Origin of the sequence: Pseudomonas ficuserectae (assembly GCF_024584585.1) — a bacterium.
GTDB lineage: Bacteria > Pseudomonadota > Gammaproteobacteria > Pseudomonadales > Pseudomonadaceae > Aquipseudomonas > Aquipseudomonas amygdali.
Window position 1 is genome coordinate 5,211,239 of sequence record NZ_CP085684.1, and the last position, 26,069, is coordinate 5,237,307.

Below are 26,069 nucleotides of genomic sequence, written 5' to 3' on the forward strand. Positions count from 1 at the left end.
ACGCACCTTCCCCCTGTCAGGGCTTCACGTACCTCATCTGCGCGATCGCCTGAGCGTTGAGGACCAGTCCCTGCACCGTCAGCCCGCTGATTGCCGCCGTGTATACCATCCGCGCGCCACACAGCACGCAACGGAACGGATCGACGTTTAGAAAGGCTTTGGCCATCTGCACAAAATACAGCTTCGGTGTCGGTCCTGGCGTCGCCATCTTCAATGCTTCATACACCTTCGGCAGGTATTTCCCACACACCCGATTGGCCAGAAAACCAAAATACCGGATCATCCGGAAATGCTTTTCCGGGATGTGCTGCACCACCCGGCGCAGCATGTCGGCCTGGCTCAGCGTTTCCTGCTGATAGGTCTGCGTGCGGTGATCCAGGTAGGTAAAGCTCAACGTGGCTCCGGAGGTGTAATGCGCCAGACGACTGCCCGAGATGGGCGGTTTTTTCAGGTAGCGGCCCAGGTAATTGACGGTCTTTCGCCCGTTTTCCGTCTTCTTCGACAAGTGGATGTGCCAGTGCTGGCCGCCAGCGGTCAGTATCAGACGGTGCCAGTCGCTTTCACAGTGGATGTGGGCCAGCTGCGGCGGCATCGTCAATTGCGAAAGCGGCTGTCCCAGCAGGTAATCGCGCACCAGCCACATCCAGCGCCGCCGCAGGGCCTCTTTGTGGAACGACAGATTTTTCCAGACGCCCTGCTCATCCAGGCCGCCCGCGGTCACCGACAGGTGGACGTGGGGATGCCAGTTGAGCCGCCGGCCATAGGTGTGCAGCCCCCCGAAAATCCCGACGCGCAAACCGCGCCGCTTGGCGGTGTAGATCAGGTTATCGGCCGCCAGACGAAACAGCGCATCGAGCAGCCAGCGGTTGTAGAAGAACAGGGACCACAGCGTGTCGGGCAGCGTGAACACCAGATGCTGCCAGGGGCAGTCGGGCAGACGGTTGTTTTGCACGGCGATCCACTGGTCGGTGGCCTTTTTGCCGCAGGAAGGACAGGCCCGGCAATGGCAGGTGTTGCACAGGTATTTGACGTGTGGGCAATGCTCATTGGCGCAGGTGTAGTGTTTGACGCCCAGTATCGAGGTGCCGCAGGCGAGCATTTTGCTGATCGACTCCACTTCGATTTGGCGCAGACCGCCGGCCTCCAGCAAATCTGCCCAGCAGCCGTTGGCCGTGAAGAGGTTTTTGAGCGGTCGAGGTTTGTAAGCAGGCGGTGCAGAGGCCACGTCAGCAGGGCGGCTCCTCATCGTGGTGAATGACGGCGGTGATGGCCAATCCGCCTGGCCCTTCTCTCATCGAAACGCTTACGCAAGAAGCGTCGGGAAACATGTCGTTCAGATACGTTGTCTGGCAGCAACTACAAAGATCGACATTACCGAAAGGATTGATATCGAAGAAAAAGTCGGTATCGGGAACGAAGGTGGTATGCCCGGCGCGTTGGAGACGGGTCTGCTTTGCCTTGGCTTTTGCCCGGCTCGCCCGTTTACGTTTTTTGGTCTCTGACGCCATGTGTAAGCCTGTGCTGAGGAGGGATCGACTCGATTTCGGCTATGATAACCGATTTCAAAATCCCACAATTTGCAGCCGCAGGCTGCCCAGTTCATGCATAGGAATTTCAAAATGCCTATGCATCAGGCTGACGCTATGACGGAGGCGTCATGCCTTCATAGCGATGCGTAGTAAGACGCTGAGGCGTTACATATGCAGTGAAAATCCCTATCAGAAAGCGTTAATGCAGGTTATTTCACCGCGAAGCCTAGGTGCGGACGCACCTTCCCCCTGTCAGGGCTTCACGTACCTCATCTGCGCGATCGCCTGAGCGTTGAGGACCAGTCCATGCATTTTGGTGTTCGGTTTACGCCCAGCGTATCGACCGGCGCACTTGGCCAAGTCTATGCCTTGGCGCTGTCGCTCTCGCCGGTCCTCGAAGTCGTCACGCGCTATTTGGGGTCGGTTCCGGCTGGGGGCGAAATGACACCCTAAGCTTTTCGCCGTTGGGCCAGAGATATTCGCCAGTCAGAATACGTGCGCCCAGCCCACCGGTAAAGATATGCGCCAGGAGCTCGGGCGGCACATCAAGCTCTTCATTTCACTGCTCTGGGGCTCTCCGGAATTCCCGTCTGACGAGCTGACGTTCACCCTGCACACACCTGAATGCTAGATCGCCCGATATCTGGGTATCAGCAAAAACACCGTCACTGACATCGTGCGCAGGCATCGCGAAACGGCTTAAGGTGTCATTTCGCCCCCAGCCGGAACCGACCCCATGCAGGTTATTCATTTACAGGAGTCTGTGTCAGGCTGCACAACCGGGACAGGTTGTTGCATAAAATACTGGCCTGATGATCCAGAATAAATGGCTGATTAGTTTCACCATGCCCGAATTCCGGGTAATAATAAACCGGATAGTTAACGCGCCCGGCGAACTGTTTTATCACATACCGGTAAAGCGTTTTTTCTTCGTCGCTGGCATTCAGGCCGTAAAACTGACCAAAAATAACACCGCGTGGGTGAAATTTCCGGCTGTACTCTATCTGATGCAAGGTGCGGTCAAGCTGTTCAGGAGTTCCCCCCGTATCTTCCAGCATCATAATTTTATCTGAATAGCTGCCCTCATAGACAGTGGAAAACAGAGACTGAACCAGGGTCAGGTTCCCGCCATCCAGTTTACCACTCACTGTTTTTGCTGCCTGACGGTTCATCGGCTCGATGCCGGTGTAATTAACCCCGTGAGACAGGGCCTCAAAGACTTCATTCAGACTGTTGTTCATACTGAGTTTTTTACTGTTATCAATCTCATGCATTTCTTTATTATAAGACGCCACCACGCCATGCACGCCTGGCCAGTTCAGCTCATGACTGACAAAGCTGTGAATGGCCGTTACGTCACTGAAGCCGATGAGGATTTTCGGCGTTGAGGCTGAAATACGCTGTCGGCTTGCATGCAGGGCAGGGTAAAGGTTGAGCGCCCCCGAGCCGCCCCTGACAAACCAGAGGTAGTGCACGTTGCGATTACTGAGAGCATTAATGAGGGTCCGGGCCCGCTTTTCATCCGTATTGACGTAACCCAGCCTGGTAGGCTTCTGGTCGAGATATCGTTTGTCAACCGCGTAGCACTGGCGGGAAAACGCCGTCTCAATCTCCGGGATGATGTTCTCGTCATATTGCGACGAGCTTGCAATCAGGAATACCGTCCCTTTTTGACCGGAACAGACTTTTCGTTCAGGCACCCCAGCCGGGGGAGCTGTTTTCTTCACAATGGTCGGTGGTAAGGTGGTCGCAAACCCGGACAGGAAAAGCACAAGAACGAGGAGCGCGGTTTCTTTAAATGCCGTGCTTTTTATCTGAATCATATTCATCTTCCTTAACAATATGTTCGCCGCTGTTTTTGTTACGCTGGCATCTGCTGCGCGGCGGACGGTCACTACTTTTTTAGATTTGAAAAAGACTCTCCGACGGACCGCAGGTCTTTTATTTACACGGCTGTAAAGCGGCAGCGGTGGCAGGTTTACTGAAAAAACAGCTGACGTTTACCAGCTTCCGGCACAGCCCCGGTACTCAGGGGTTCTGTGCCGGAACCCGGATCAGGAGTCTACCCGTTAATCAGGCTGTATCCCGTGAATTCGAATGTCTCACCATACCTGACGGATATAATGAGGGCCCCGTTACCGACCGTTGTGGTATCGACATATTCATTGCTAATCAGTGCGTTCGCATCCCCTCCGGTAGTGGCATTTCCTCTCGCGTTTTTCACCTTCAGCCTCAGTCCGATCCCCTGAGTTCCCGCGTCAGTGTGAATGATAAGCTCCCCTCCTGCCACATCGCTGGCAACAAGCCTGAGCACATTGCCATCAAAGCCGGCGGATGCAAAAGGAAACGCCGTACTTGCCTCAAGGGCGTAGTCGCTGAGGCTTTTGCCCGACGCAAAGTCATAATCAACGGGTGTAAAGGAAGGTCTGAAGTAGCCGGATGTTTTCCGGCTACCGAGTCCTCAGCACTTTTCAAAAAACGATGCATGTCGAAATTTGCTCAATTATCTTCGCTTTTTAGCTCTTTCGGCCGCTGCAAAGCCTTTTGCGGTAACCATTTCCTGCATTACACGCGCACCTCTCCTGCGCTCGCCAACAAATGTCGGCGGGCCATCCACAGGTTTGACAGGGCGAACAACGTCACCATCTGCGCGGTGTTCTTGGCCAAGCCCCGAAAGCGCACTTTTTCATAGCCAAACTGGCGTTTGATGACCCGAAACGGATGCTCGACCTTGGCGCGAACCTGGGCCTTGGCCTTCTCGATTTTGCGGATCGCCTTGTACAAAATACTGCGTTTTCCGTGCTTTTTGTAAGTGCTGCGGCGGGCGGCAATCTGCCAAATGACCTTGCGCCCAGCGTGTTCTTCGCGCTTCTCGACCCCGGTGTAACCTGCGTCGGCGCAGACTACGTTTTCCTCGCCGTGCAGCAGTTTGGCAACCTGCGTGACGTCTGCCACATTGGCCGCTGTTACTACCACGCTGTGCACCAGGCCTGACTCGTCGTCGGCGCCGATGTGAGCCTTGGCGCCGAAATAGTACTGGTTACCTTTCTTGGTTTGATGCATCTCAGGATCGCGTTTGCCATCCTTGTTCTTGGTCGAACTGGGCGCGTGAATCAGCGTGGCATCGACGATGGTGCCTTGACGCAACGACAAGCCACGGTCGCCCAGATAACCATTAATTACGCCGAGAATCCCGGTCGCCAACTCGTGCTTTTCCAGCAGACGACGGAAGTTGAGAATGGTGGTTTCGTCTGGAATTCGCTCCAGGCTCAGGCCTGAAAACTGACGCAGGATGGTCGTCTCATACAGCGCTTCTTCCATCGCCGGATCGCTGTAGCCGAACCAGTTCTGCATCAGATGAACACGCAGCATCGCCATCAGTGGGTAGGCGGGCCGGCCACCTTCTCCTTTTGGATAATAGGGCTCAATCAGGGCAATCAAACCTTTCCAGGGCACCACCTGATCCATCTCGATCAGGAACAATTCCTTACGGGTCTGCTTGCGCTTGCCGGCATACTCGGCGTCGGCGAAGGTCATCTGTTTCATCATCGAAAAGCTCGGCGACTGGTGTCCGGAGATTTTGCCAAATTAGGAAGTCTTTTTCAGAGTTTCCCTAGGTGTAACCTTAAAATGAAAAATCCCCAACCTGCAATCAGCGCGGTTTTTGACCAGGATTAATTGCGACTGACCAGATGGGGCAACCAGCATTAACTGCGAATGAACCTGTATTGAACCGCGCTGAAGCGGTAAATCCAACGATCGTATCACCGGCCACCATCTGGCGAATATGATCGTGCAGACGCTCTAGAAATGTGCGGAAAACTCTGTCGCATTCCGCTACCATACGGAAACCTATTCTTGATGGTTATTCGTCTATGTTGGTTGGGTACATGCGCGTGTCGTCGGACTCAGACAGGCAAAACACTGACTTACAACGCGATGCGCTGCTCAGTGCCGGCATCGATGCACGACACCTGTTTGAGGATTACGCCTCCGGCACTAAGGATAACCGCACGGGTTTGGCTCAAGCGCTCCAATTCGTTCGCCCCGGCGACGTACTTGTGGTCTGGAAGCTGGATCGGCTCGGTCGCTCGCTGTCGCATCTGCTCAGCATCGTGACCTCGCTCCGGGACAAACAGGTGGCGTTCCGCTCGCTGACCGAGGGCATGGATACCACCACGGCGTCTGGCGAGCTGCTTTTTCATGTGTTCGGTGCGCTCGCGCAATACGAACGCGCGCTGATCCAGGAGCGCGTCGTCGCGGGTCTGGCCGCCGCCCGGCGGCGCGGTCGCATTGGCGGACGGCCGCAGGCGATCACCGGTGAGAAGCTGGATGCCATCGTTGCTGCGCTGAACGATGGCATGTCTAAGGCCGCCGTGTGCCGTAACTTCGGTGTTAAGCGCACCACCTTGATCGAAACCCTGGCGCGTGTCGGTAGGCAAGGTTACGGAAGAGTTGCTGATGATCCATAAGAACAAGCTGATCAGTGTCCTGTCCGACGCCGAACAGGGCAGCCTGCGGCTGCAAATTGTGGGATTTTGAAATCGGTTATCATAGCCGAAATGGAGTCGATACCTCATCAGCACAGGCTTACACATGGCGTCAGAGACCAAAAAACGTAAACGGGCGAGCCGGGCAAAAGCCAAGGCAAAGCAGACCCGTCTCCAACGCGCCGGGCATACCACCTTCGTTCCCGATACCGACTTTTTCTTCGATGTCGATCCTTTGGGTGATGTCGATCTTTGTAGTTGCTGCCAGACAGCGTATCTGAACGACAGGTTTCCCGACGCTTCTTGCGTAAGCGTTTCGATGAGAGAAGGGCCGGGCGGATTGGCCATCACCGCCGTCATTCACCACGATGAGGAGCCACCCTGCTGACGTGGCCTCTGCACCACCGCCTGCTTACACACCTCGACCGCTCAAAAACCTCTTCACGGCCAACGGCTGCTGGGCAGATTTGCTGGAAGCCGGCGGTCTGCGCCAAATCGAAGTGGAGTCGATCAGCAAAATGCTCGCCTGCGGCACCTCGATACTGGGCGTCAAACACTACACCTGCGGCAACGACAGCTGCCCGCACGTCAAATACCTGTGCAACACCTGCAGCTGCCGCGCCTGTCCATCCTGCGGCAAAAAGGCCATCGACCAGTAGATCGCCGTGCAAAACAACCGTCTGCCCGACTGTCCCTGGCAGCATCTGGTGTTCACGCTGCCCGACACGCTGTGGTCCCTGTTCTTCTACAACCGCTGGCTGCTCGATGCGCTGTTTCGGCTGGCGGCCGATAACCTGATCTACGCCGCCAAGCGGCGCGGTTTGCGCGTCGGGATTTTCGGGGCGCTGCACACCTATGGCCGGCGGCTCAACTGGCATCCCCACGTCCACCTGCTGGGACAGCCGCTTTCGCAACTGACGATGCCGCCGCCGCTGGCCCACATCCTCTGTGAAAGCGACTGGCGCCGTTTGATACTGACCGCTGGCGGCCAGCACTGGCACATCCACTTGTCGAAGAAGACGGAAAACGGCCGAAAGACCGTCAATTACCTGGGCCGCTACCTGAAAAAACCGCCGATCTCGGGCAGTCGTCTGGCGCATTACACCTGCGGGGCCACGTTGAGCTTCACCTACCTGGATCACCGCACGCAGACCTATCAGTAGGAAACGCTGAGCCAGGCCGACATGCTGCGCCGGGTGGTGCAGCACATCCCGGAAAAGCATTTCCGGATGATCCGGTATTTTGGTTTTCTGGCCAATCGGGTCTGCGGGCAGTACCTGCCAAAGGTCTATGAAGCACTGAAGATGGCGACGCCAGGACCGACACCGAAGCTGTATTTTGTGCAGATGGCCAAAGCCTTTCTAAACGTCGATCCGTTCCGCTGCGTGCTGTGTGGCGCGCGGATGGTATACACGGCGGCAATCAGCGGGCTGACGGTGCAGGGACTGATCCTCAACGCTCAGGCGATTGCACAGATGAGGTACGTGAAGCCCTGACAGGGGTAGGTGCGTCCGCACCTAGGCTTCGCGGTGAAATAACCTGCATTAACGCTTAATGATAGGGATTTTCACTGCATAAGTAACGCATCAGCGTCTTCCTACACATCGCTATGAAGGCATGACGCCTCCTTCCATAGCGTCAGCTTGATGCATAGGCATTTTGAAATTCCTATGCATCAAGGGCGGCAAAGTCCGCTACCTGCCGCTGCACCCAATCGCGGCCGACCGCATTCATCAGTACCTGGAAAGCTCAGGGCATCATCTGGCCGACAGGAAGGTGCCGCTGTTCATACCGCTGCGAGGCAAGCTAACCGGTGCCGGGATTGAGGTCGACGGCCTTGGCGTGCACGGACTCAGGGCTACCGCGGCCACCAATGTCCTGGAGCATGAGGCCGACATCGCCAAGGTGCAAGTTTGGCTAGGGCATGCCAATATCAGCACTACCCGGATCTATGATCGGCGGCAGAATCGAGCGGAGGATTCACCGACCTTCAAAGTGAAGTACTGACCGAAGTCTGGTGCAACATAAGTTCGGCGAGAGGCGGGATTTCCGATTGCAATGCGCTACAGTTAGACCGTTCGCAGTGATGGAATAAGCCACAGAAAAGGGTTTGGGGACACTGTCACCTTAAAGCCGCAAAGTATTAATTTGCGGCTGCTGTATCAGTCAGATGCTTTTAGCCGCGTGGGCAAGGAAGACCAGTGTCATCGCACGCAGTATTGATGCGCAAACCTCTGGATGAGCGGAGCGCTACTTGCACGGGTACGGCTTTGATATCGCGGGTAACGCCTTTACCCGAGTCCTGCATGATCGCATATTTTCCATCGACAGCTGGTGCGGTTTGTGTGACGGTACCGGCAAAAGCGATGCCCTGCAGGCCGATAACTGCGACGGTGGTCACGACGAAACCTTTCAGTGCTGACTTCATGGTATTTCCTCTGCATATATTAGTGGGTGTGTGGTTGCGAACAATACCGCGAATGAAGTCTTTTGACCGATTTTTTTTTACAAAATAGATATTCTATAGTTTTCATGACAATAAGGTTACAACTGACATGAATAAATTTTCATTTAAGGAAGGTCTGAAGTAGCCGGATGTTTTCCGGCTACCGAGTCCTCAGCACTTTTCAAAAAACGATGCATGTCGAAATTTGCTCAATTATCTTCGCTTTTTAGCTCTTTCGGCCGCTGCAAAGCCTTTTGCGGTAACCATTTCCTGCATTACACGCGCACCTCTCCTGCGCTCGCCAACAAATGTCGGCGGGCCATCCACAGGTTTGACAGGGCGAACAACGTCACCATCTGCGCGGTGTTCTTGGCCAAGCCCCGAAAGCGCACTTTTTCATAGCCAAACTGGCGTTTGATGACCCGAAACGGATGCTCGACCTTGGCGCGAACCTGGGCCTTGGCCTTCTCGATTTTGCGGATCGCCTTGTACAAAATACTGCGTTTTCCATGCTTTTTGTAAGTGCTGCGGCGGGCGGCAATCTGCCAAATGACCTTGCGCCCAGCGTGTTCTTCGCGCTTCTCGACCCCGGTGTAACCTGCGTCGGCGCAGACTACGTTTTCCTCGCCGTGCAGCAGTTTGGCAACCTGCGTGACGTCTGCCACATTGGCCGCTGTTACTACCACGCTGTGCACCAGGCCTGACTCGTCGTCGGCGCCGATGTGAGCCTTGGCGCCGAAATAGTACTGGTTACCTTTCTTGGTTTGATGCATCTCAGGATCGCGTTTGCCATCCTTGTTCTTGGTCGAACTGGGCGCGTGAATCAGCGTGGCATCGACGATGGTGCCTTGACGCAACGACAAGCCACGGTCGCCCAGATAACCATTAATTACGCCGAGAATCCCGGTCGCCAACTCGTGCTTTTCCAGCAGACGACGGAAGTTGAGAATGGTGGTTTCGTCTGGAATTCGCTCCAGGCTCAGGCCTGAAAACTGACGCAGGATGGTCGTCTCATACAGCGCTTCTTCCATCGCCGGATCGCTGTAGCCGAACCAGTTCTGCATCAGATGAACACGCAGCATCGCCATCAGTGGGTAGGCGGGCCGGCCACCTTCTCCTTTTGGATAATAGGGCTCAATCAGGGCAATCAAACCTTTCCAGGGCACCACCTGATCCATCTCGATCAGGAACAATTCCTTACGGGTCTGCTTGCGCTTGCCGGCATACTCGGCGTCGGCGAAGGTCATCTGTTTCATCATCGAAAAGCTCGGCGACTGGTGTCCGGAGATTTTGCCAAATTAGGAAGTCTTTTTCAGAGTTTCCCTAAGCGTTTCAGAGGGGGCCGTGCGTATCCAGATTGAAGCTCCGGATGTCGTTGAGGTCCGCGAAGTGAGCTACCGCAAGCACGGCCGCGCCATCACTCATAAGCGGTGGCGCTCGTTGGTAACCAGGTCGGAATCAAGGTAGCCTCTGTTCATGCATAGGCATTTTGAAATTCCTATGCATGAACAGGGCAGCCTGCGGCTGCAAATCGCCCGTTCTTACGATCGCGTAGCTTCAGAAACATCGATTTGAGCTTTGTCATGAGGCCCGTTATTGATCATCATGGAGCCTGCTTACCCACCGCCGCTGCTTCCAGCATCTGCGAGTCACCCTGTCCATCACCAGCTCAAGGGAAGACATGATCACATGTCCACAGTCAGCCGATCTGCCGGGTACTGGTTCATAAACGCTGCGCTCTGCTCCGGCCGCGCGGTCAACCAGTCCATATACGAGCCCTTCGGCAAAATCACTACAATGCGCTTTTTGTCCTGGGGCTTGTGATACGCCTTCATGAAGTCGTGATCATCAGCATTCACGGTCAGCATGGTGTAGCTGTGCAGGGTCTGGTCGGTGGACTGATCGCGCCACTGCTCCCACAGGCCCGCAATGCCCAGCAGCTCGCCGTCTGCACGGGCTATACGCGTGGAAATGGCCTTGCCCGATCGCCAGGCCGGCTCGTATATGGCCACTGCAGGGATAATGCAGTGTTGCGCGTGGCGCCATGCATGCCGGAATGACGGTTTTTCGGCCACTGTCTCTGATAGAGCATTGTAAGTGCGCTTGGCAAATTTGCTGTCCTTGCTCCAAGACGGGATCAGCCCAAAGGAGCCAGTCAGCACTTCCATTGTTGGGGGAGAATCGTTGTCACCTGCCAGGCCATCAGGGGTAAGCGTCCGGCGAAGGCACATTGAGATGGGCTACGCTGTGATCGTTAAAGATTGAGGTTCCCAACATGGAATATCAGGTTCGCCCCGCAACAGGCGGAGATACAGCAGCAATTAGCCGTGTAGTGATCGCCGCTCTGCGTGAGTCAAATTCACAAGATTACTCACCTGACGTTATCGCTCAGGTGGAGCGGAGCTTTGCTCCTGAAGCCGTCAGCGCACTGCTCGATAAGCGCAAGGTTCTCGTAGCTTTGCTAGGCGAAATTATTATCGGCACTGCAAGCCTCGACGGTGATGTTGTTAGAAGCGTTTTCGTTGATCCTGCATACCAAGGTGGCGGTATCGGTCGGCAGTTGATGAATGTCATTCATGCTACTGCTGCCAGCGCTGGTGTTGGAGCTTTGCGGGTGCCGTCGTCGATTACGGCGGAGAAGTTTTACGCTACGTTGGGTTATCAGAAAATTCGCGACGAGTTTCATGGGGATGAGCGCACCATCGTTATGGAAAAACGGCTTGAGGGTTAGTCCCGGCTTTTCACCCACTTATGCGGCAGCAATTCAGTGATTTCACTCGCCCGCTGCGTCGGCAGGCGCGTGAGAACATCCTTCAGATACCAAGGCCTGAAGCTGCTCAGCATCCAACGGCACTTCGCTGCCTTGCCGAACGCCTGGCCAATGGAATCTGCCTTGGTTCAAGCGACGTGCCGCCAGCCAGACGCCAATCCCATCGTGTACCAGCACTTTCATCCGGGTCGCGCGGCGATTGGCAAATAGATAGGCGCAGTGCGGCTTCGCCGCACCGAACACCGCGACGACCCTGGCCAGCGCCGTTTCAGTGCCGGCGCGCATATCCATGGGCTCGGTGGCGAGCGAGCTTGCATTCAACTGCGTCTGCTTGCATTACATCGCTGGCAACTCACATTAGCTGCGAGTGAAAATGAGCGGGGCAGATCGGCAAATCCGCCGCGAGCATTTCATCGCGCAGTGTGTCCATGTCAGTGGTGTGCTTCCCACTCGACGCATTCGCCGGTTTTGAGTCTGTCTTTGGAACCCAAGAGCCCTTGCGACCACACAATGGATCCGATTAATTCATCCGGGACAGCTGATAGCGCTATGAATTCTCTACAATCTATTCAACACAACATTACAACTCCCCCAATCAGTGGCGGTCAGCCATTAGACGCGGTGGGCCCTCAGGCCCAGCAATCCCATCCTGAAAGGATTTCACCTTCTCAATTGAGCCAAAGCGCTCACCAGGCTCTAGAACGCCTTTCAGCTAATGCCGAACACCAACGCCTTGCATCACTGGTACGCAACGCTCTGCAGGATGGCACATTTCAATTTCAATCCAGTAACGACACGCAAGTAACCTATAAAGCGTCAATCTGTCTGCCAGCTGACACCGATACCGTGAGAACCGACCACTTGATTAATAACGAACTGACGGTTAAGGCCCGATTAAATGATCAATCGGAGTACGACATCGTCAGCGCACATTTGCATGGCTCTTCGAAAGCCATATCCTTCGACGTACCCAGCCCCCTGCCCGCACATGGTTCAGCATCTTCTGTCTTGAGTGAACGGACCCATCTAGGTATGAGTCGCGTTCTCTCACAAGATGCAGTAGACAGCAGTAGCTTGGAAACTCCGTTACTGAGCTCGCCAGACCATTCTCGTCCGCCATCACAGCCAAAGCCCGTGCATATCGGGTCGGTCCGCAGGGACTCTGGTAGCCTTGTTTCCGATAACCCGGTAGTACAGGCCCTGCTATCGTTTGCGCAGGCCGACCAGGCATTTCCACCACAGGCCGCGAGCATTGCCGGGGTCCAGCTGGAAATGCGGCCACGTCGGGATATTGAGAAAGCACTTGAGGAATTCAAAGGCGCCTTCACGGTGGAGAAGGCGCAACTGATGTCCGGTACCAACTCGTCGGAGCGGGTAGATGAGGATGTCAACGCAGACATCCATATCCCTTTATTGCTCAAGGCCATCGAGCGGGGGGCTGCGGCATTTGGTCCAAACGCATCGATCGACCGGAATAGCGCGAAAGCGTTTCTCGCCTCATGTGCTCCCAAGATCACGTCCAATGACGATTTCCTCTCCGAGTTCATCAACCAGAAACTCAAGGGGGATGACGATCTTCAAGTTCGCTTGGGCGCACAGGAATTGTTGCATGTAGCCACCAAGAAGGAATTCCAGCTCGGCGGTCTAGCCGGCAGCATCGGGGTCAGCAGCATACTCGGCTCGGCATGGGAGCTTGGCGCTTCTGAGCTGTTGAAAAATGCCATCTTCGGCAAAAATTTCTCACCGAGCCAATATGCCCTGCAATTGGCTGGAATCGATTCAGTGCCTCCTTTGATTATCGAGTCCATGGACACCATGTGCGTACTTGCCATCATCAAGGGCATGAAAGGTGAGGAGTGGTCCATGAGCGATCTACTTCCCAAGGCGTTGAAGGCCGGTGCCATTTCCTCGGTGGTGTCATTCCCCAATAATGTTTTGCAGTACGCAGGTTTCAAATCCAAAGTCGGCGATCTTGCGGCAAACTCAATGACAACTGAAGCGGCCATCTTTGGCGCCGCCTCCGGTATTCCACCCGAGGTCAAGGAAAGTGAAGAGCTGATGCGTGCTGGCTTATTCCAGAGCATGAAGGACGGCGTGATGGCTCATCCAGGCGAGGGGGCGGACACCAAAAAGACGATTGAGCGGATGACGCGCCATGCGCTGGATATCGCTCCGGGCGAAAGCACCGCTGTCAAGTCTATGGGGCTCGCATCGATTGTCGGGATGATTCCACTGATTGCCAGCAACAAGGCAACCGGGCTGCTGTCGGAACAGGTACTGCGTATTTTCCGGAGCGCCGTCTTCAATCCAATCGAAGCCATCGCTCTGAACGCGTTGGCGCTTGGCGGGCGTGTCAACGTTCCCGGGCTATTTGATTCCGACAATGCCAAGCATGCACGCGTGGCACAAACCATCCTTGCGCGGGCCAGCCAGCACATGGAAGCTGGAGACCGTGACATTTCCGCAGAGGAGCTACATCAAATGCTGGCTCCCCGGAGCGAGTTCCTGCGCCATGTGGGATCTGCGATTGTCAACGGCATGAATGCCAGCTTTGAGGCAATTCCCGCCCTGGTTCGGAAGCTTGGATACGGTGAGGCTCCATTGGCCGAACGTATTCCGTATCAAGACCTGGCTGTGCCCGACACGTCGCGGCAGCCCGCACCCTGAATCATAGTCGACGCGACCTACTGGACTTCACGAGCAGCAGTCAGGCGGGTAGCATGGTTTTTCACCGTGCTACCCTCGCCATCGCGGATGCTCCCACATTTGTCGGCACTACGGGTCAATCTGGGGCTACCGTCGACTGGACAAGCGCAGATTTGGCTAAAGCGGACATCAATAACTTTGCTTTCTCTGGATGCGTCACATCATCTGGACCTACTTGCTCTACAACACCAAATCCCTCTGTGTGTATAGCTTTTGGTTTAAATAGCAGTTTTGCCGCCCCTGGCACTGAGGCCAGTAATGTCAGAGGATCATACAGGTTTAGCTTCGTCACCTTAGGCCAGATATCTTCAAACGAACTCTCTTTATTTTTATCCAGTTGTGCTGCTTCAATCTGTGCATTCGGCATGAACGTCCGAAAGAACCATGAGTCATCCAACCCGGGAAGCAATCCAGCTTGAATACCTTCCCAGAGGCCTTTCAACGCACTCTTCTGAACGTCTCTCAGGTAGTGGCCTACTGGATGTCCGCTCCCCGCTATCCCTTCGTAAAATGAAGGCGAAACCGCCGTTTTATAGGCCGCCTCCTTTGTCACTATACGAAGTGGAATGCCAAGCTCCTGCGCTTTCCGATAAAGACTGCGCGCAGCATCCATGTCGGTCGCATTGTTGTAAGCGCGTGCATCAGGCTGTACAAAACCATCTGCGTCCTTTAAAGGCTCGACGCCGCCCATGATGGTGATGTCATCAACCCGTTCGCGCACCATATCCGGGCAGGTAGTGATGAGAGCATTGATATCACTCATGCCTGCAATTACGACAATACCGACTCCATGTGGCGCACGGGCCAGGCGCCTGCTCATGTCCTGCAAGCTGTCGCGGTGTATTTCACCAGGTCCAGCCCTTAAAGCATGACCTTCCAGTAAAAATTTGGCATGTTCCTTCGACTGAAGCGAATTCATTGCGTAATCCCGACCACGCGACACATGCACGTCATGCAACCCAAGCTTGTTGAACACGCCTTTGGCCATCTCGGCACGTTGAGAGCGAACTTCAGCATCACCCAGTGTTGCCACTAAGTCCGTGATGTGCACAAAGCCCTCAGCCTGCAATTGCTTGCCCAAGGTGTAGGTCACGACATCATCCGGGTCCTTGTTAGGATCAGTGAAAAACCACGTATCCTTAGGTAACCGGGGCTTGTGTAATCTCAGTTCATTGATGGCCATGTTTTCGTCTGAGGTCAGATGAGCGTTGCATGCGCCCACTTGTGCAAGCATCGTGCGCTGTGCCGCAGTCAATAACGTTGGCGCACTTTTCGACCGCTCCAGAACTGGGCTGCTCATACTTGTTTGCTGAGGAAGTGCTGATTGCACGCTACTTTCCGATGGGGTGCGTGATATCTGTTTTGACTGATTTAGGATGAGACGTGAGGTGGTATAGGCTGCGGTGATAGGACGATGCATTGAGTCGACCTCCTGGATAGATGAACCTGCTGTGTGGCAAGCAACGCCGTTTCGGTTTCATCACCAGGGTCAAGTGCAGCTCGCTCCGGGTTAGAACATCTGCGGATTTGATCCGCCGGATATGCGAACCACATCTTGCTCGAGTCAAAATGTCTATCAAACGTAGGTTTGTTGGACATCAGGTCGAGATGAGATCGTCCGCTCGGGACGCTGCATTATCTGCATCCAGTAACAGCTTCCAATTTTCAATATCCGGCTACACTGAATTTTCATTGAGTATCTGGACGAAACCATGCTGATTGGATATGCCCGCGTCTCAACCGACGACCAACTACTCGATCTGCAGCGCGATGCGTTGGAGAAAGCAGGCTGTGAGCGCGTGTTCGAAGACACGGCTTGCCAAACTGCTGCACGGCGAGGAAAACGTAGTCTGCGCCGACGCAGATTACACCGGGGTCGAGAAGCGCGAAGAACATGCTGGGCGCAAGGTCATTTGGCAGATTGCCGCCCGCCGCAGCACTTACAAAAAGCACGGAAAACGCAGTGTTTTGTACAAGGCGATCCGCAAAATCGAGAAGGCCAAGGCCCAGGTTCGCGCCAAGGTCGAGCATCCGTTTCGGGTCATCAAACGCCAGTTTGGCTATGAAAAAGTGCGCTTTCGGGGCTTGGCCAAGAACACCGCGCAGATGGTGACGTTGTTCGCCCTGTCAAACCTGTGGATGGCCCGCCGACATTTGTTGGCGAGCGCAGGAGAGGTGCGCGTGTAATGCAGGAAATGGTTACCGCAAAAGGCTTTGCAGCGGCCGAAAGAGCTGAAAAGCGAAGATAATTGAGCAAATTTCGACATGCATCGTTTTTTGAAAAGTGCTGAGGACTCGGTAGCCGGAAAACATCCGGCTACTTCAGACCTTCCTTAGGACTTGGACTTGGATTGCATCGCCAATCATAATAATTTCACCTTCGCGGCGAGTCAGAAGAAGCATACAACTTTCCTTTGTTTTCGGCTGATTTGGGGCTGGGAGCAATGGAACAGACCCCATTCTCGGGTTCAGGCTGACAACCCCCTTATAGGAGCACGGCATTAGCATAATGCTTATGCGTAAGTCAGTCAGCGTTGTTGAGAGGGGGTGTTCGGGTCAGCGAGCCATTCTGACCATGAGCGGGGCGCTCCTTTGGGGTTTTGCTTGGCGTATTCGTAAAACAGCGAAATGAATTCCAAGCGGTCATTGCGCAGGTTGGCGCGGCCTTCGTGGGTTACATCCTTGTTGAAATCCAGCGCGCGACCTGGATTGAACGCGAGTTGGCGTTCTATCAGGTCATGGAACGATACGTGGTGAGCGTTCTTGAGCATGTCGTGCATGGCGATGAAGATGCCTGTGCGGCCTTGCCCGACACCGCAATGGATATGTACCCGACCGTGCTCGGGTAACGCGCGCTCCATGGCTAGGAATAGGTCAATGTCTTCCGAACGCGGGCCCATGTGGTCGGTCACCATCAAACGCAGGTACCCTGCACCAGTGGACTTCACCAAGTCTTCTTCACTGGAGATATCCGGGTTCTTCAACACTACCTTACGAGGATTCTCCAGCCCGTGTTTGGCATCCTTGCGATGAATGATCTCGACTGCTGGCTGCTGCTTGAGCGCAGCGATGCGAGATTGCTCATCGGCGATGACGGCATTGCGACTTTTACCCACGTTCGCCCAATTGTTGCCCAGTCGCCAAGTACATGGATAGCCCCCAACGATCGCGTGAGATTCTTCTCGTACATCCAATACCACGACGGGGCTTTCGGGGGTGGGATGCAAGCGTTGCACTTGCTCCAAACTGGCGATACTGGCACTGCCGGAAATGTGCAGCGTGTCCCAGCCTTTTTGATTGAGGTGAGGAGGAAGAATAAAACTGTCCGAAGAACGGAAATTTTCCAGTTCGCCTGGTGTGCGGTCATAGAGGAACACGGGCTCACCGGTCGGCCGCTCCGGTGTAGTCAGCGCTTGTTTGAATTTCGTAACCGCGTGTCGATAGGCTTCGGGAGTCAACTGCGCATAGGCAGGCTCGAGATCGCTGGCTGAACCCCCTTTCGACAAAGGTATGACGCCTCGGGAAGTAATGACATGATTCTGCATGAATTGGATACTATGAACAAATGCACCTCTTTCGTGGGCGCATAGGCTCCAACGGTTCCAACTGGCAGTGAGAACCCCATGACGGGGGTATAAGCCGGAATCGCCGAAAATTCCGTCGGAAAACGTCTGAGGCTTGGTTTCCGGCTGGTTCGTCTACCCGACATGGTTTTACGTACACGTTTTACCCATGGAAAGGTGCCATCTTCTCGCTTGGCGCGGCTGCATCGGAAATCAACTGTTTGGCGTCAATCCGCACCAGTACTGGCTTCCCGCCCATGACGGAAATTTCTGGGATTCCGGCTTACAACCCCTTACCGTACGATTTTTTCCGAATTCTGCGGGCTCCCCTGCTAGTCCTTTCCTTGTTCTGGGGAGGACAAGCCAAGCTCGCTATGCGATCCGAGACGTATGCGTTGCATCACGGCGTCAGCCAGAACCGTACCCCTGGGAGATGGCCCACGTAGCAGGAAGACGATCATATTGAGCGAGCCAAGGCACCAATTGAGGGTCAAGCCAGCCAATGACTTCTGTTCCCTTCATGTGCAGATCAAGCAGAGAAGGCGCAAGCCACAAGAGCTGTTCATGGTGAAACACCCGGTTTCGCAAGTTACGTATCAGGTTCAAGGCTGATGAGATAGTTTGACGTTTGCGCTGGTGCTTGGGGCAACGAGGGAAGACCAACCGCAGGTCTTTCCAAAGTACAGTCTGAAAGCTGCCGTTGAATAGTGAACTCCAGAAACCAAAGGCGAGCTCTGCTACAATTTTGTCAGTGGTGGCAGTTTCTGACCGGCGTTGCAACTTATTTTTCGCGCTTGCCACTTCCCTGCTCTGCCATGCGAACGCCTGATCGCTAGCCCATTCCTCCCACCAGTCGGCCCGGTGGTAGAGCGCTGACAGCGCGACGATGGATACCATTCTTGAGTGCGATTTCCAAAACGCTGAGCATAGGCATCATGGCTTCAGCCAAGAGCATATTATTCACGTAGGCCGTTGCGGCTTTCACCTCATCGTCGGCGCATGAAGCGCGATAGCGGCTTAGCCGTGCGGATGAAAAATGTTTTCCAAGGTCAGACCAGTTCATTGGCATCATTTGGAATATTAGGATCATGATGATATACTGCGTGTGCAGCCCTAGGCTATGTTCTCTCCCAGCCACTATACTGGTGATGACACTAGGTCAGTTTTTGGCCACGCTCTACGGGGCCACCCAGATTCAAGAAAAGCCCGCCTTTTGGCGGGCTTTTTGCATATCATGGTTGTACGCCTAAAAATGCCGAAATTTCCGGTCTGTCACTTTTATTGTTCTTTCGGTACCTGAATGACGCCATCAGCAATACCTTGGGCCAGCAACTCCATCATCTGCGCGAAGCGAAACAATCCCGGATATTGTAGACAAATGTAGTCCATCTGGATTTTTGATGAGCTGTCGAGAACCTGTTTGAAAGCATTCATGTAGTCATAGCAGCCCTGTAGTAGCTGACTATCGCCACTTTCTGTCGATGGAAATCGGCTAGCATAATCGTGGACTGTCTTCGCCAGTTGGTGTAGTTCTGCGGATAAATCGAGCAGTCGTCTGGCGCACTACACCTCCGGTGCCACGTTGAGCTTACCTACCTGGATCACCGCACCAAGACCTATCAGCAGGAAACGCTGAGCCAGACCGACATGCTGCGCCGGGTGGTGCAGCACATCCCGGAGAAGCACTTTCGGATGATCCGGTATTTTGGATTTCTGGCCAACAGCGTCTGTGGCCGACAGCTACCCCGGGTGTATGAGGCGCTACGCATGGAAAGGCGTGGCAAAGCGCCAAAACTGTATTTTGCGCAGATGAGCAAAGCGTTCTTGCATCGGGATCCGTTCAGCTGCGTGCTGTGCGGAGCGCGGATGGTGTACACCGCAGCCATCGCCGGCCTGACGGTGCAGGGCTTGATCAACAACGCTCAAAGCATCGCGCAATTGAGGTACGTGCCGGCCTGATACGGGAGAGGTGCGTCCAAAATCTGGAAAAGGTACAGAAAAGTCGCTTTCAATCCATTTTTCGGCGTGGGTGATGGGTGAAAAAAGCTTTTTGCCGACATCGACGCCACGTTGGCATCACGCAGAGGGTGCCTTTTTAGGAGGATTACCCTGTATAGGAATTATTGAAATTCCTATACATCAAGATGGAACTCTTTCTTGCCCAGTTGCCACTCAGTTGTCATGCAGTTCAGTATGCGTTGGTAGGTATCAACGGAGCGGGTTCACATGGCGCTTATTCTGGTGGACACAGAGTCTGAACCAGCACGCGCAACTCCAGCAACGCGAGCCCTAGTTGGTTTTGCTTTTTTTTAAACGAACCCTTGCCATCCCTCAAGATGGGGTAACGGAAATATCTGGGGTCCAGGCTTACAACGTCCACAACGAATGATCAAACGAAATTTATGAAAAACATGTTCTCTGGCATAACCGTACGGCTCTCTGAATCACATCAAGACAAGCAAGCTGTCCATGAGTTGAGAATCAATGCATACGCAAAATATGAGTGGAGCAACAATGGCAAGCGCATGGGGTTCGATGCTACGGACGAAAATCCTTGGGTGGACTCGCTCATTGCATTCCAAAAGAATGAGCCGATTGGCACGATGCGGATCATTCGAGCGAATAGGGACACGATTGATAGGCTGTTGAGCTATGAGCTCTGGAAAGATCATATAGACCAATGCATCTCGAATTCCAGCCCAAACATTCTGGAGTTTAATAGATTCGCCATCACGGAGGGTGGAAATTTCCCAATTGCTGCCTGCGCACTTCTTAAGGCAGCCATGGCCATACAAACCATTGACAATATTGATTTTATCACCGGGGAAGTGCGTGCTGATCATGCTGGCTTCTATCAAAAATTCTTAGGCATGGCTGTTTCTGAAGAAGTTCGGACTGACCGCATCCTTCAAGTTGACTACAGTCTTCTGACTGGCTATCCGAAATCAGGAATCGGAAAGCTTAAACAACGAAAGCCGTGGATGGTGCCGACTCGAGCTGATATCGACTCTTGGAAGCAAGTCGCCTCAATTTCTTGGTGAACTCAATATATCTTGCGGTTGCCGAAGCTAATACAGGGCTGAAAAATGGATTACTCGGGTGTTAGGGTGTGGCTGCCGAACATAGCAACGTTCCTGCTTTTGGGCAGTATCGGCTGCACCATCCCTTTGTTATCAAGATCCTTGGAAGATTCAGGCTTGACCCAAGCCAGGATTGGAATTGTTAGCGGGGCTTTTTGGCTTGCTCCGATATTTTTTAGAGTTTACATTTCCCGCCTGCTAGAATATAAAAAAAAGAAAATACTGATTGTTTTTGGGCTCGTGACGACGGCGTTTTCATATCTCATCACAAATGAAGTTGAAGGGATTTTTCAGTTGGTGTCAGTGCGCTTCGTTCAGGGTATAGGCTACACGATTTCAATTATTGGAATACTGGCCTTTGCTGTTAATTCTGCGCAGGCTCGTGAGCGCACCAGCCAGTTTTCAATCAACAGTATATTTAGCTTTCTTGGTTATGCGCTCGGCCCTGCATTAGGCGAATTTGTTATTCAGTGTTTAGGTTACGCACGCACTTTTGAGATGGCTTCTGCCATGTGTTTTTTGGCTGCGGCATTTATTTGCGCAGGTCGCGAGCCTCTCTTGAACTTCCCATCAGGGCCGACCATTAGTACGAAGAGCAAGAAACCTCCGCCACTGCGCTCGACATGCATCCAACTGATGCTGGTCGCTGCCCCCCTAGGTATGGCAGAAGCATTTGTTCCGATTTTTTCGCGGCAGGGGGGTTATGGGTCTGTGAGCGCCTTCTTCCTCATATTTGCTTGTGCCACACTTGCTATCAGGGTGAATATGTCGAAACTGAGCTGTTGGCGAAGTTTCACTTGGCTCGCTCAGGCAGGCGCTCTGTTATGCACGCTGGCGCTCACGGTGCTCGCAGCATCCAACTCGAAATCTATGATGCTTGCGGCTTCGTCTTTCATGGGCCTCGGGTGGGGGCTGGTTTTCCCCTCATTAATAGGATTGAATGCGGAACAGAATCCCAAAGCAAGCTCAACTCAACTTTCTATTTTCAGCTCAGTGTACGATTTTTCTTTCTTCTTCGGTCAGGTGCTCTTTGGTTTGATTATCTCCAGCTTTGGTTATCGACTCTCTTTTATGTTGGCAGGTATAGCTTGTTTGGTGTCGTTTGCGTCGATAAAATTTCGTCTGTTTGTAGTGGTCAACTGATCCCGGACACGACGTTAAGGTTTTTCTCGTACTGAGCGGGCGCCATTCCATCATTGAACTGGTGTGGCCGAATCCAGTTGTAACGATGCATCAGGTAATGACTGATATCCCGCTGAGCCTCTTGGACCGTCATGTAGCCCACGGTCGGTATCCACTCAGTTTTCAAGCTGCGGAACACACGCTCCATCGGCGAGTTGTCGTAGCAATTACCCCGGCGGCTCATGCTCTGGCGTATGCGGTATCGCCAAAGCCGCTGGCGAAATTGTCGGCTGCCATACTGGGCGCCCTGATCCGAGTGAAACAGCAGGCCCTGCGGCTTGCCGCGTTGTTCGTAGGCCATATCCAGCGCCTTGATTACCAGATCAGTATCCGGTTTGCTTGATAACGCCCAGCCCACCACTCGGCGCGCGAAAAGATCCATAACCACAGCCAGGTAATGCCATTTCCCTTGTGCCCAGATGTAAGTGATATCGCCGCACCACACCTGGCCAAAGCCTTTCTAAACGTCGATCCGTTCCGCTGCGTGCTGTGTGGCGCGCGGATGGTATACACGGCGGCAATCAGCGGGCTGACGGTGCAGGGACTGGTCCTCAACGCTCAGGCGATCGCGCAGATGAGGTACGTGAAGCACTGACAGGGGGAAGGTGCGTCCGCACCTAGGCTTCGCGGTGAAATAACCTGCATTAACGCTTGCTGATAGGGGTTTTCACTGCATAAGTAACGCATCAGCGTCTTACTACGCATCGCTATGAAGGCATGACGCCTCCGTCATAGCGTGCTGCTTGATGCATAGGCATTTTGAAATTCCTATGCATGAACCGTATCGACCAGGTGGCAGGTGTCGGTGCTTACACCTTAAGCAGGTACTACGCAGACCCGATTGCCCAGGAATCCAAAATACCGGATCATCCGAAAATGCTTTTCTGAATGTGCTGCACCACCCGGCGCAGCATGTTGGCCTGGAGAAAGTCATGCCACTCCTGATACCGGTGTCGGCGCTCGATCAGTGAGCCAAAGGGCGTGTGACATTATAGGGTGGAGTCGTCGTCAGAACAGGCACTATCCGTATCAAACGAATAATCCTCCACCATCTCTCGATGCGAAGCCTGTAATTTTTCAGGATTTTCATAAAAACGATCTCTGATAGCAATACCTTTGGCAAGCGCTTTTTCTTGATCAGCATCGAGACCTTCGATGGCAATATGTTGCACCTCATCCCAAAAAGCCATCCCGATGCGCTGAGTTGATCTATGCAGTATAAACTTTCCTCTATTAGGATCAAATAATCCATCCACCCCCTTAGCCTCGCTTTCAACTTCAGAGCATGTTGCGCAGGGCACATACTTTCCAGCAATAGGAACAATTACATGTTTTCCCTCTTGCAGTCCAAGCTTTGCTATTAGCTCTTGATACTGAAATTCTTTATCGCCCGCCAAAGCTTTCTGAATGTTCTGCTCTGCATGCATGGTTTGATTGATCCCATCAGGTAATATGTCATCAAGACTTGCATCCCTAAATGGTGGATGAATAATCAAGCTTTCGAATGATGGTTTCGCCTGTGAGGCAGCCTGAATAACCTTATGCAAAATATGCAGCGCAGCAATAGCTTGCTCAGAAAGCTCCTGACGTGAGAGGTTATTCTCGACTGGGCAACCCAAACCCTTGGCTATCTCGGAAATAGTATTTTGTTTCAATACCTCAAACCTATCTTGGTTGAGGAAATTCTCCTTGAGTTTTGCGACATGACGCCTATTTCTGCTTTCCTCAACCAGCGCTTTAGATTTTCTATTTCCCGGATAGGGGATTGGGCGTTCTGTATCTCTCGTTAAAGCAAAATGCAATGATTCCTGAATGTGCTCACTGTGGAAATTTGAAGAGACATGCAGCTGTCCATTAATAACAGATGCTTGAACTTCGATAGGCCTCAACGACTTAAGGCCTATCATGCCCCAGTTTACAGAAGTTGCTATATGACGTAATGACTGACAAATGCGATTAAAGCCTTGGTACTGTTTTGGTAATGATGGAGGAATATTCGTTCGCGGAATAGCCTCGACCATCGTCTGGCTTGCATAAAAAGCTGGTCTTGAGCCAATGAAAGAACAGTTTGTATTGGCCGGAATTTCTGAAGATGGCGGCCCAATTACGAGCCGAGAAGTACCGGGATCGTTATTTTGAGCCTGCCCTTCATCTCCCGTCTTAGCGGGATAATGAGAGCCGTTAAAAGTATTCACCCTAAACATTTTAATTTCCTACGGCTGACCACCTAAAAGATTTTTCGCATTTCGACACTGTCAACTTCCACCAAAGAAACACGCGCATGTAGCTCTCCGACGTCTCCGTCACTAAAACCTAGTGTAAAGAATGGTTTTTAAAACTGAAACTGTTGAAGTATAGCATTCGTCCCAGTGTGTCGGCATTAGTTTCTACGACCTGACCCATTTCGGCAACAAAATATACCCATCGAAACTCATCTTGATATATGTTGATTGAAACGCCGACTTCAAATGCAAAGCAGTAAATTTCGTGCTTATGTTTTTTTCAGGAAAACTGGGCATACCATATTCACTTGCAAGCCCATCGATTAGGCGGTCAAACGAATTCTTCATGAAGTACCTCTACCTTTTAACTCAAGTGAGTGACCATAACTACATATTTGGTTCCATCGATTTTTTTGGAAGCCGCGCAGTTGGCTATTTTTGCAGCGTTTCCTTAGGGAAGGTCTGAAGTAGCCGGATGTTTTCCGGCTACCGAGTCCTCAGCACTTTTCAAAAAACGATGCATGTCGAAATTTGCTCAATTATCTTCGCTTTTTAGCTCTTTCGGCCGCTGCAAAGCCTTTTGCGGTAACCATTTCCTGCACTACACGCGCACCTCTCCTGCGCTCGCCAACAAATGTCGGCGGGCCATCCACAGGTTTGACAGGGCGAACAACGTCACCATCTGCGCGGTGTTCTTGGCCAAGCCCCGAAAGCGCACTTTTTCATAGCCAAACTGGCGTTTGATGACCCGAAACGGATGCTCGACCTTGGCGCGAACCTGGGCCTTGGCCTTCTCGATTTTGCGGATCGCCTTGTACAAAATACTGCGTTTTCCGTGCTTTTTGTAAGTGCTGCGGCGGGCGGCAATCTGCCAAATGACCTTGCGCCCAGCGTGTTCTTCGCGCTTCTCGACCCCGGTGTAACCTGCGTCGGCGCAGACTACGTTTTCCTCGCCGTGCAGCAGTTTGGCAACCTGCGTGACGTTTGCCACATTGGCCGCTGTTACTACTACGCTGTGCACCAGGCCTGACTCGTCGTCGGCGCCGATATGAGCCTTGGCGCCGAAATAGTACTGGTTACCTTTCTTGGTTTGATGCATCTCAGGATCGCGTTTGCCATCCTTGTTCTTGGTCGAACTGGGCGCGTGAATCAGCGTGGCATCGACGATGGTGCCTTGACGCAACGACAAGCCACGGTCGCCCAGATAACCATTAATTACGCCGAGAATCCCGGTCGCCAACTCGTGCTTTTCCAGCAGACGACGGAAGTTGAGAATGGTGGTTTCGTCTGGAATTCGCTCCAGGCTCAGGCCTGAAAACTGACGCAGGATGGTCGTCTCATACAGCGCTTCTTCCATCGCCGGATCGCTGTAGCCGAACCAGTTCTGCATCAGATGAACACGCAGCATCGCCATCAGTGGGTAGGCGGGCCGGCCACCTTCTCCTTTTGGATAATAGGGCTCAATCAGGGCAATCAAACCTTTCCAGGGCACCACCTGATCCATCTCGATCAGGAACAATTCCTTACGGGTCTGCTTGCGCTTGCCGGCATACTCGGCGTCGGCGAAGGTCATCTGTTTCATCATCGAAAAGCTCGGCGACTGGTGTCCGGAGATTTTGCCAAATTAGGAAGTCTTTTTCAGAGTTTCCTTAGAGTGTCATTTCGCCCCCAGCCGGAACCGACCCCTGCATGGAAAATGCCAGTGGCAGCCATGCCGACCGCCCGGAATTAATTCGCCTACTCAAAGATGCTCGCCGAGGTGAAGTGCTGCTGGTGGAAAGCATCGATCGGCTGTCGCGGATGGATGACCAGGCTTGGCGATCCCTCAAAACAGCAATCGATAACCGAGGCATACGGATCGTCTCTGTGGATCTGCCTACCAGTCATCAAGGCATGAAGGCCCAGTCGGGGGACGAGTTCACCGACCGCATGCTGGCGGCCATCAACTACATGATGATCGATATGATGGCCGCCATCGCCAGGAAGGACTATCAGCAAAGAAGACTGCGCCAGGCACAAGGTATTGAGAAGGCAAAAGCTTCAGGCGTCTACAAAGGCAGACCCGTAGACGCTGAATCGCC

19 protein-coding genes and 16 pseudogenes are annotated in these 26,069 nt (G+C 53.3%); 15 read left to right on the forward strand and 20 right to left on the reverse strand.

From position 1 onward, the window contains the following. Positions 1-16: 16 nt before the first annotated feature. From LJU29_RS23195 to LJU29_RS23205, 3 genes and pseudogenes are all read right to left on the reverse strand, one after another. On the reverse strand, positions 17-1,225 hold the full coding sequence (locus tag LJU29_RS23195; RefSeq protein ID WP_257111234.1) for an IS91 family transposase: 1,209 nt from the start codon (positions 1,223-1,225) through the stop codon (positions 17-19). A gap of 1 nt (position 1,226) precedes the next feature. Beyond that, entirely contained in the window at positions 1,227-1,508 is a 282-nt protein-coding gene (locus tag LJU29_RS23200; protein WP_257111235.1) for a hypothetical protein, read from the reverse strand. 315 nt (positions 1,509-1,823) lie between these two features. Beyond that, positions 1,824-1,946, reverse strand: a pseudogene (locus LJU29_RS23205) (recombinase family protein); the annotation flags it as partial. 103 nt (positions 1,947-2,049) lie between these two features. Here LJU29_RS23205 and LJU29_RS29385 point away from each other — a divergent pair. Then, positions 2,050-2,232 (forward strand): annotated as a pseudogene (locus LJU29_RS29385) (hypothetical protein). 40 nt (positions 2,233-2,272) lie between these two features. Here the strand turns inward: LJU29_RS29385 and LJU29_RS23210 are convergent. Further along, positions 2,273-3,352, reverse strand: a complete 1,080-nt coding sequence (locus LJU29_RS23210; RefSeq protein ID WP_054996845.1) for an LD-carboxypeptidase — start codon at positions 3,350-3,352, stop codon at positions 2,273-2,275. A gap of 742 nt (positions 3,353-4,094) precedes the next feature. Further along, positions 4,095-5,075, reverse strand: a complete 981-nt coding sequence (locus LJU29_RS23215) for an IS5-like element ISPsy2 family transposase (protein ID WP_054078085.1) — start codon at positions 5,073-5,075, stop codon at positions 4,095-4,097. A 329-nt stretch (positions 5,076-5,404) separates the two neighbouring features. On the opposite strand from LJU29_RS23215, the gene LJU29_RS23220 reads away from it, so the two are divergent. The 4 genes and pseudogenes from LJU29_RS23220 to LJU29_RS23235 form a co-directional block, all read left to right on the forward strand. Next, complete coding sequence (locus tag LJU29_RS23220; protein ID WP_003381935.1) at positions 5,405-6,001, forward strand: recombinase family protein; 597 nt, start codon at positions 5,405-5,407, stop codon at positions 5,999-6,001. Between the two features lie 124 nt (positions 6,002-6,125). Then, positions 6,126-6,407 carry a hypothetical protein gene (locus LJU29_RS23225; RefSeq protein WP_060407184.1) on the forward strand — a complete coding sequence of 94 codons (282 nt, stop codon included), beginning with the start codon at positions 6,126-6,128 and terminating at the stop codon, positions 6,405-6,407. Continuing rightward, positions 6,388-7,515, forward strand: a pseudogene (locus tag LJU29_RS23230) (IS91 family transposase). The gene LJU29_RS23225 and the pseudogene LJU29_RS23230 overlap by 20 nt, the downstream one beginning before the upstream one ends. Positions 7,516-7,696: 181 nt before the next feature. Then, a pseudogene (locus tag LJU29_RS23235) lies at positions 7,697-8,026 on the forward strand (tyrosine-type recombinase/integrase); the annotation flags it as partial. Between the two features lie 169 nt (positions 8,027-8,195). Here LJU29_RS23235 and LJU29_RS23240 read toward each other — a convergent pair. Together LJU29_RS23240 and LJU29_RS23245 are read right to left on the reverse strand one after the other, a co-directional pair. Further along, entirely contained in the window at positions 8,196-8,435 is a 240-nt protein-coding gene (locus tag LJU29_RS23240) for a hypothetical protein (protein WP_044325093.1), read from the reverse strand. A 305-nt stretch (positions 8,436-8,740) separates the two neighbouring features. Beyond that, entirely contained in the window at positions 8,741-9,721 is a 981-nt protein-coding gene (locus LJU29_RS23245; protein ID WP_054078085.1) for an IS5-like element ISPsy2 family transposase, read from the reverse strand. Positions 9,722-9,788: 67 nt separating this feature from the next. Between LJU29_RS23245 and LJU29_RS23250 the strand changes: the two are divergent. Further along, positions 9,789-9,932 (forward strand): annotated as a pseudogene (locus LJU29_RS23250) (carbon storage regulator); the annotation flags it as partial. 218 nt (positions 9,933-10,150) lie between these two features. On the opposite strand, the pseudogene LJU29_RS23255 reads toward LJU29_RS23250, so the two are convergent. Then, positions 10,151-10,672 (reverse strand): annotated as a pseudogene (locus LJU29_RS23255) (SOS response-associated peptidase); the annotation flags it as partial. 68 nt (positions 10,673-10,740) lie between these two features. Between LJU29_RS23255 and LJU29_RS23260 the strand changes: the two are divergent. Beyond that, on the forward strand, positions 10,741-11,196 hold the full coding sequence (locus tag LJU29_RS23260; protein WP_005759964.1) for a GNAT family N-acetyltransferase: 456 nt from the start codon (positions 10,741-10,743) through the stop codon (positions 11,194-11,196). On the opposite strand, the pseudogene LJU29_RS29770 reads toward LJU29_RS23260, so the two are convergent. Next, positions 11,193-11,285 (reverse strand): annotated as a pseudogene (locus tag LJU29_RS29770) (transposase domain-containing protein); the annotation flags it as partial. The gene LJU29_RS23260 and the pseudogene LJU29_RS29770 sit on opposite strands and share 4 nt — an antisense overlap. A gap of 55 nt (positions 11,286-11,340) precedes the next feature. Continuing rightward, positions 11,341-11,526, reverse strand: a pseudogene (gene tnpB, locus LJU29_RS23270) (IS66 family insertion sequence element accessory protein TnpB); the annotation flags it as partial. A gap of 258 nt (positions 11,527-11,784) precedes the next feature. Here tnpB and hopD1 point away from each other — a divergent pair. Then, the gene (gene hopD1, locus LJU29_RS23275; protein ID WP_257111236.1) at positions 11,785-13,902 is read left to right on the forward strand and encodes a type III secretion system effector HopD1; all 2,118 of its coding nucleotides are present in this window, start codon (positions 11,785-11,787) and stop codon (positions 13,900-13,902) included. Positions 13,903-14,017: 115 nt separating this feature from the next. On the opposite strand, the gene hopQ1-1 is transcribed toward hopD1, so the two are convergent. Beyond that, positions 14,018-15,241 (reverse strand): type III secretion system effector HopQ1-1, encoded by a 1,224-nt coding sequence (hopQ1-1, locus tag LJU29_RS23280; protein WP_183138033.1) that lies wholly within the window; start codon positions 15,239-15,241, stop codon positions 14,018-14,020. Between the two features lie 412 nt (positions 15,242-15,653). Between hopQ1-1 and LJU29_RS23285 the strand changes: the two are divergent. Beyond that, positions 15,654-15,818, forward strand: a pseudogene (locus LJU29_RS23285) (recombinase family protein); the annotation flags it as partial. Further along, positions 15,757-16,128 (forward strand): annotated as a pseudogene (locus LJU29_RS23290) (transposase); the annotation flags it as partial. The pseudogenes LJU29_RS23285 and LJU29_RS23290, both read left to right, overlap by 62 nt. Positions 16,129-16,263: 135 nt before the next feature. Here the strand turns inward: LJU29_RS23290 and LJU29_RS29390 are convergent. The 4 genes from LJU29_RS29390 to LJU29_RS29395 all read right to left on the reverse strand — a co-directional run bounded on the left by LJU29_RS29390 (position 16,264) and on the right by LJU29_RS29395 (position 19,055). After that, positions 16,264-16,449 carry a carbon storage regulator gene (locus LJU29_RS29390; protein ID WP_306459384.1) on the reverse strand — a complete coding sequence of 62 codons (186 nt, stop codon included), beginning with the start codon at positions 16,447-16,449 and terminating at the stop codon, positions 16,264-16,266. A 20-nt stretch (positions 16,450-16,469) separates the two neighbouring features. Next, positions 16,470-17,486 carry a phosphatase domain-containing protein gene (locus tag LJU29_RS23300; RefSeq protein WP_122322147.1) on the reverse strand — a complete coding sequence of 339 codons (1,017 nt, stop codon included), beginning with the start codon at positions 17,484-17,486 and terminating at the stop codon, positions 16,470-16,472. A 426-nt stretch (positions 17,487-17,912) separates the two neighbouring features. Continuing rightward, the gene (locus tag LJU29_RS23305; protein ID WP_223886703.1) at positions 17,913-18,401 is read right to left on the reverse strand and encodes a hypothetical protein; all 489 of its coding nucleotides are present in this window, start codon (positions 18,399-18,401) and stop codon (positions 17,913-17,915) included. A gap of 381 nt (positions 18,402-18,782) precedes the next feature. Continuing rightward, positions 18,783-19,055, reverse strand: coding sequence for an arylsulfatase regulator (locus LJU29_RS29395; protein ID WP_306459406.1), 273 nt, complete (start codon positions 19,053-19,055; stop codon positions 18,783-18,785). Between LJU29_RS29395 and LJU29_RS23315 the strand changes: the two are divergent. The 3 genes and pseudogenes from LJU29_RS23315 to LJU29_RS23325 form a co-directional block, all read left to right on the forward strand. Then, positions 19,048-19,463, forward strand: a pseudogene (locus LJU29_RS23315) (transposase); the annotation flags it as partial. The gene LJU29_RS29395 and the pseudogene LJU29_RS23315 overlap by 8 nt on opposite strands. Before the next feature lie 443 nt (positions 19,464-19,906). Then, positions 19,907-20,545 carry an N-acyl amino acid synthase FeeM domain-containing protein gene (locus tag LJU29_RS23320; RefSeq protein WP_054996744.1) on the forward strand — a complete coding sequence of 213 codons (639 nt, stop codon included), beginning with the start codon at positions 19,907-19,909 and terminating at the stop codon, positions 20,543-20,545. A 45-nt stretch (positions 20,546-20,590) separates the two neighbouring features. Further along, the gene (locus tag LJU29_RS23325) at positions 20,591-21,727 is read left to right on the forward strand and encodes an MFS transporter (RefSeq protein ID WP_054996745.1); all 1,137 of its coding nucleotides are present in this window, start codon (positions 20,591-20,593) and stop codon (positions 21,725-21,727) included. On the opposite strand, the pseudogene LJU29_RS23330 reads toward LJU29_RS23325, so the two are convergent. Then, positions 21,720-22,214: pseudogene (locus LJU29_RS23330) on the reverse strand (IS3 family transposase); the annotation flags it as partial. The gene LJU29_RS23325 and the pseudogene LJU29_RS23330 overlap by 8 nt on opposite strands. Here LJU29_RS23330 and LJU29_RS23335 point away from each other — a divergent pair. Beyond that, a pseudogene (locus tag LJU29_RS23335) lies at positions 22,212-22,361 on the forward strand (IS91 family transposase); the annotation flags it as partial. The pseudogenes LJU29_RS23330 and LJU29_RS23335 sit on opposite strands and share 3 nt — an antisense overlap. A gap of 236 nt (positions 22,362-22,597) precedes the next feature. On the opposite strand, the pseudogene LJU29_RS29775 reads toward LJU29_RS23335, so the two are convergent. The 4 genes and pseudogenes from LJU29_RS29775 to LJU29_RS23355 form a co-directional block, all read right to left on the reverse strand. Further along, a pseudogene (locus LJU29_RS29775) lies at positions 22,598-22,743 on the reverse strand (transposase); the annotation flags it as partial. 12 nt (positions 22,744-22,755) lie between these two features. Next, on the reverse strand, positions 22,756-23,421 hold the full coding sequence (locus LJU29_RS29400; protein WP_122322263.1) for a hypothetical protein: 666 nt from the start codon (positions 23,419-23,421) through the stop codon (positions 22,756-22,758). A gap of 572 nt (positions 23,422-23,993) precedes the next feature. Continuing rightward, positions 23,994-24,336: pseudogene (locus LJU29_RS23350) on the reverse strand (type III secretion system chaperone family protein). Between the two features lie 253 nt (positions 24,337-24,589). Further along, positions 24,590-25,570: an IS5-like element ISPsy2 family transposase gene (locus LJU29_RS23355; protein WP_257112854.1), complete on the reverse strand. Its 981-nt coding sequence runs from the start codon at positions 25,568-25,570 to the stop codon at positions 24,590-24,592. A gap of 107 nt (positions 25,571-25,677) precedes the next feature. Here LJU29_RS23355 and LJU29_RS23360 point away from each other — a divergent pair. Continuing rightward, positions 25,678-26,064, forward strand: a pseudogene (locus LJU29_RS23360) (recombinase family protein); the annotation flags it as partial. Between the last annotated feature and the right edge of the window lie 5 nt (positions 26,065-26,069).

Bases quoted from the DNA above. Each gene is read 5' to 3' on its own strand.
- LJU29_RS23200 (WP_257111235.1), bottom strand. From the start codon at position 1,508: ATGGCGTCAGAGACCAAAAAACGTAAACGGGCGAGCCGGGCAAAAGCC.
- LJU29_RS23320 (WP_054996744.1), top strand. From the start codon at position 19,907: ATGAAAAACATGTTCTCTGGCATAACCGTACGGCTCTCTGAATCACAT.
- hopD1 (WP_257111236.1), top strand. From the start codon at position 11,785: ATGAATTCTCTACAATCTATTCAACACAACATTACAACTCCCCCAATC.
- LJU29_RS29390 (WP_306459384.1), bottom strand. From the start codon at position 16,449: ATGCTAATGCCGTGCTCCTATAAGGGGGTTGTCAGCCTGAACCCGAGA.
- LJU29_RS23300 (WP_122322147.1), bottom strand. From the start codon at position 17,486: ATGCAGAATCATGTCATTACTTCCCGAGGCGTCATACCTTTGTCGAAA.
- LJU29_RS23220 (WP_003381935.1), top strand. From the start codon at position 5,405: ATGTTGGTTGGGTACATGCGCGTGTCGTCGGACTCAGACAGGCAAAAC.
- LJU29_RS23305 (WP_223886703.1), bottom strand. From the start codon at position 18,401: ATGGTATCCATCGTCGCGCTGTCAGCGCTCTACCACCGGGCCGACTGG.
- hopQ1-1 (WP_183138033.1), bottom strand. From the start codon at position 15,241: ATGAGCAGCCCAGTTCTGGAGCGGTCGAAAAGTGCGCCAACGTTATTG.
- LJU29_RS23245 (WP_054078085.1), bottom strand. From the start codon at position 9,721: ATGAAACAGATGACCTTCGCCGACGCCGAGTATGCCGGCAAGCGCAAG.
- LJU29_RS23325 (WP_054996745.1), top strand. From the start codon at position 20,591: ATGGATTACTCGGGTGTTAGGGTGTGGCTGCCGAACATAGCAACGTTC.
- LJU29_RS23210 (WP_054996845.1), bottom strand. From the start codon at position 3,352: ATGATTCAGATAAAAAGCACGGCATTTAAAGAAACCGCGCTCCTCGTT.
- LJU29_RS23215 (WP_054078085.1), bottom strand. From the start codon at position 5,075: ATGAAACAGATGACCTTCGCCGACGCCGAGTATGCCGGCAAGCGCAAG.
- LJU29_RS23225 (WP_060407184.1), top strand. From the start codon at position 6,126: ATGGCGTCAGAGACCAAAAAACGTAAACGGGCGAGCCGGGCAAAAGCC.
- LJU29_RS23260 (WP_005759964.1), top strand. From the start codon at position 10,741: ATGGAATATCAGGTTCGCCCCGCAACAGGCGGAGATACAGCAGCAATT.
- LJU29_RS23355 (WP_257112854.1), bottom strand. From the start codon at position 25,570: ATGAAACAGATGACCTTCGCCGACGCCGAGTATGCCGGCAAGCGCAAG.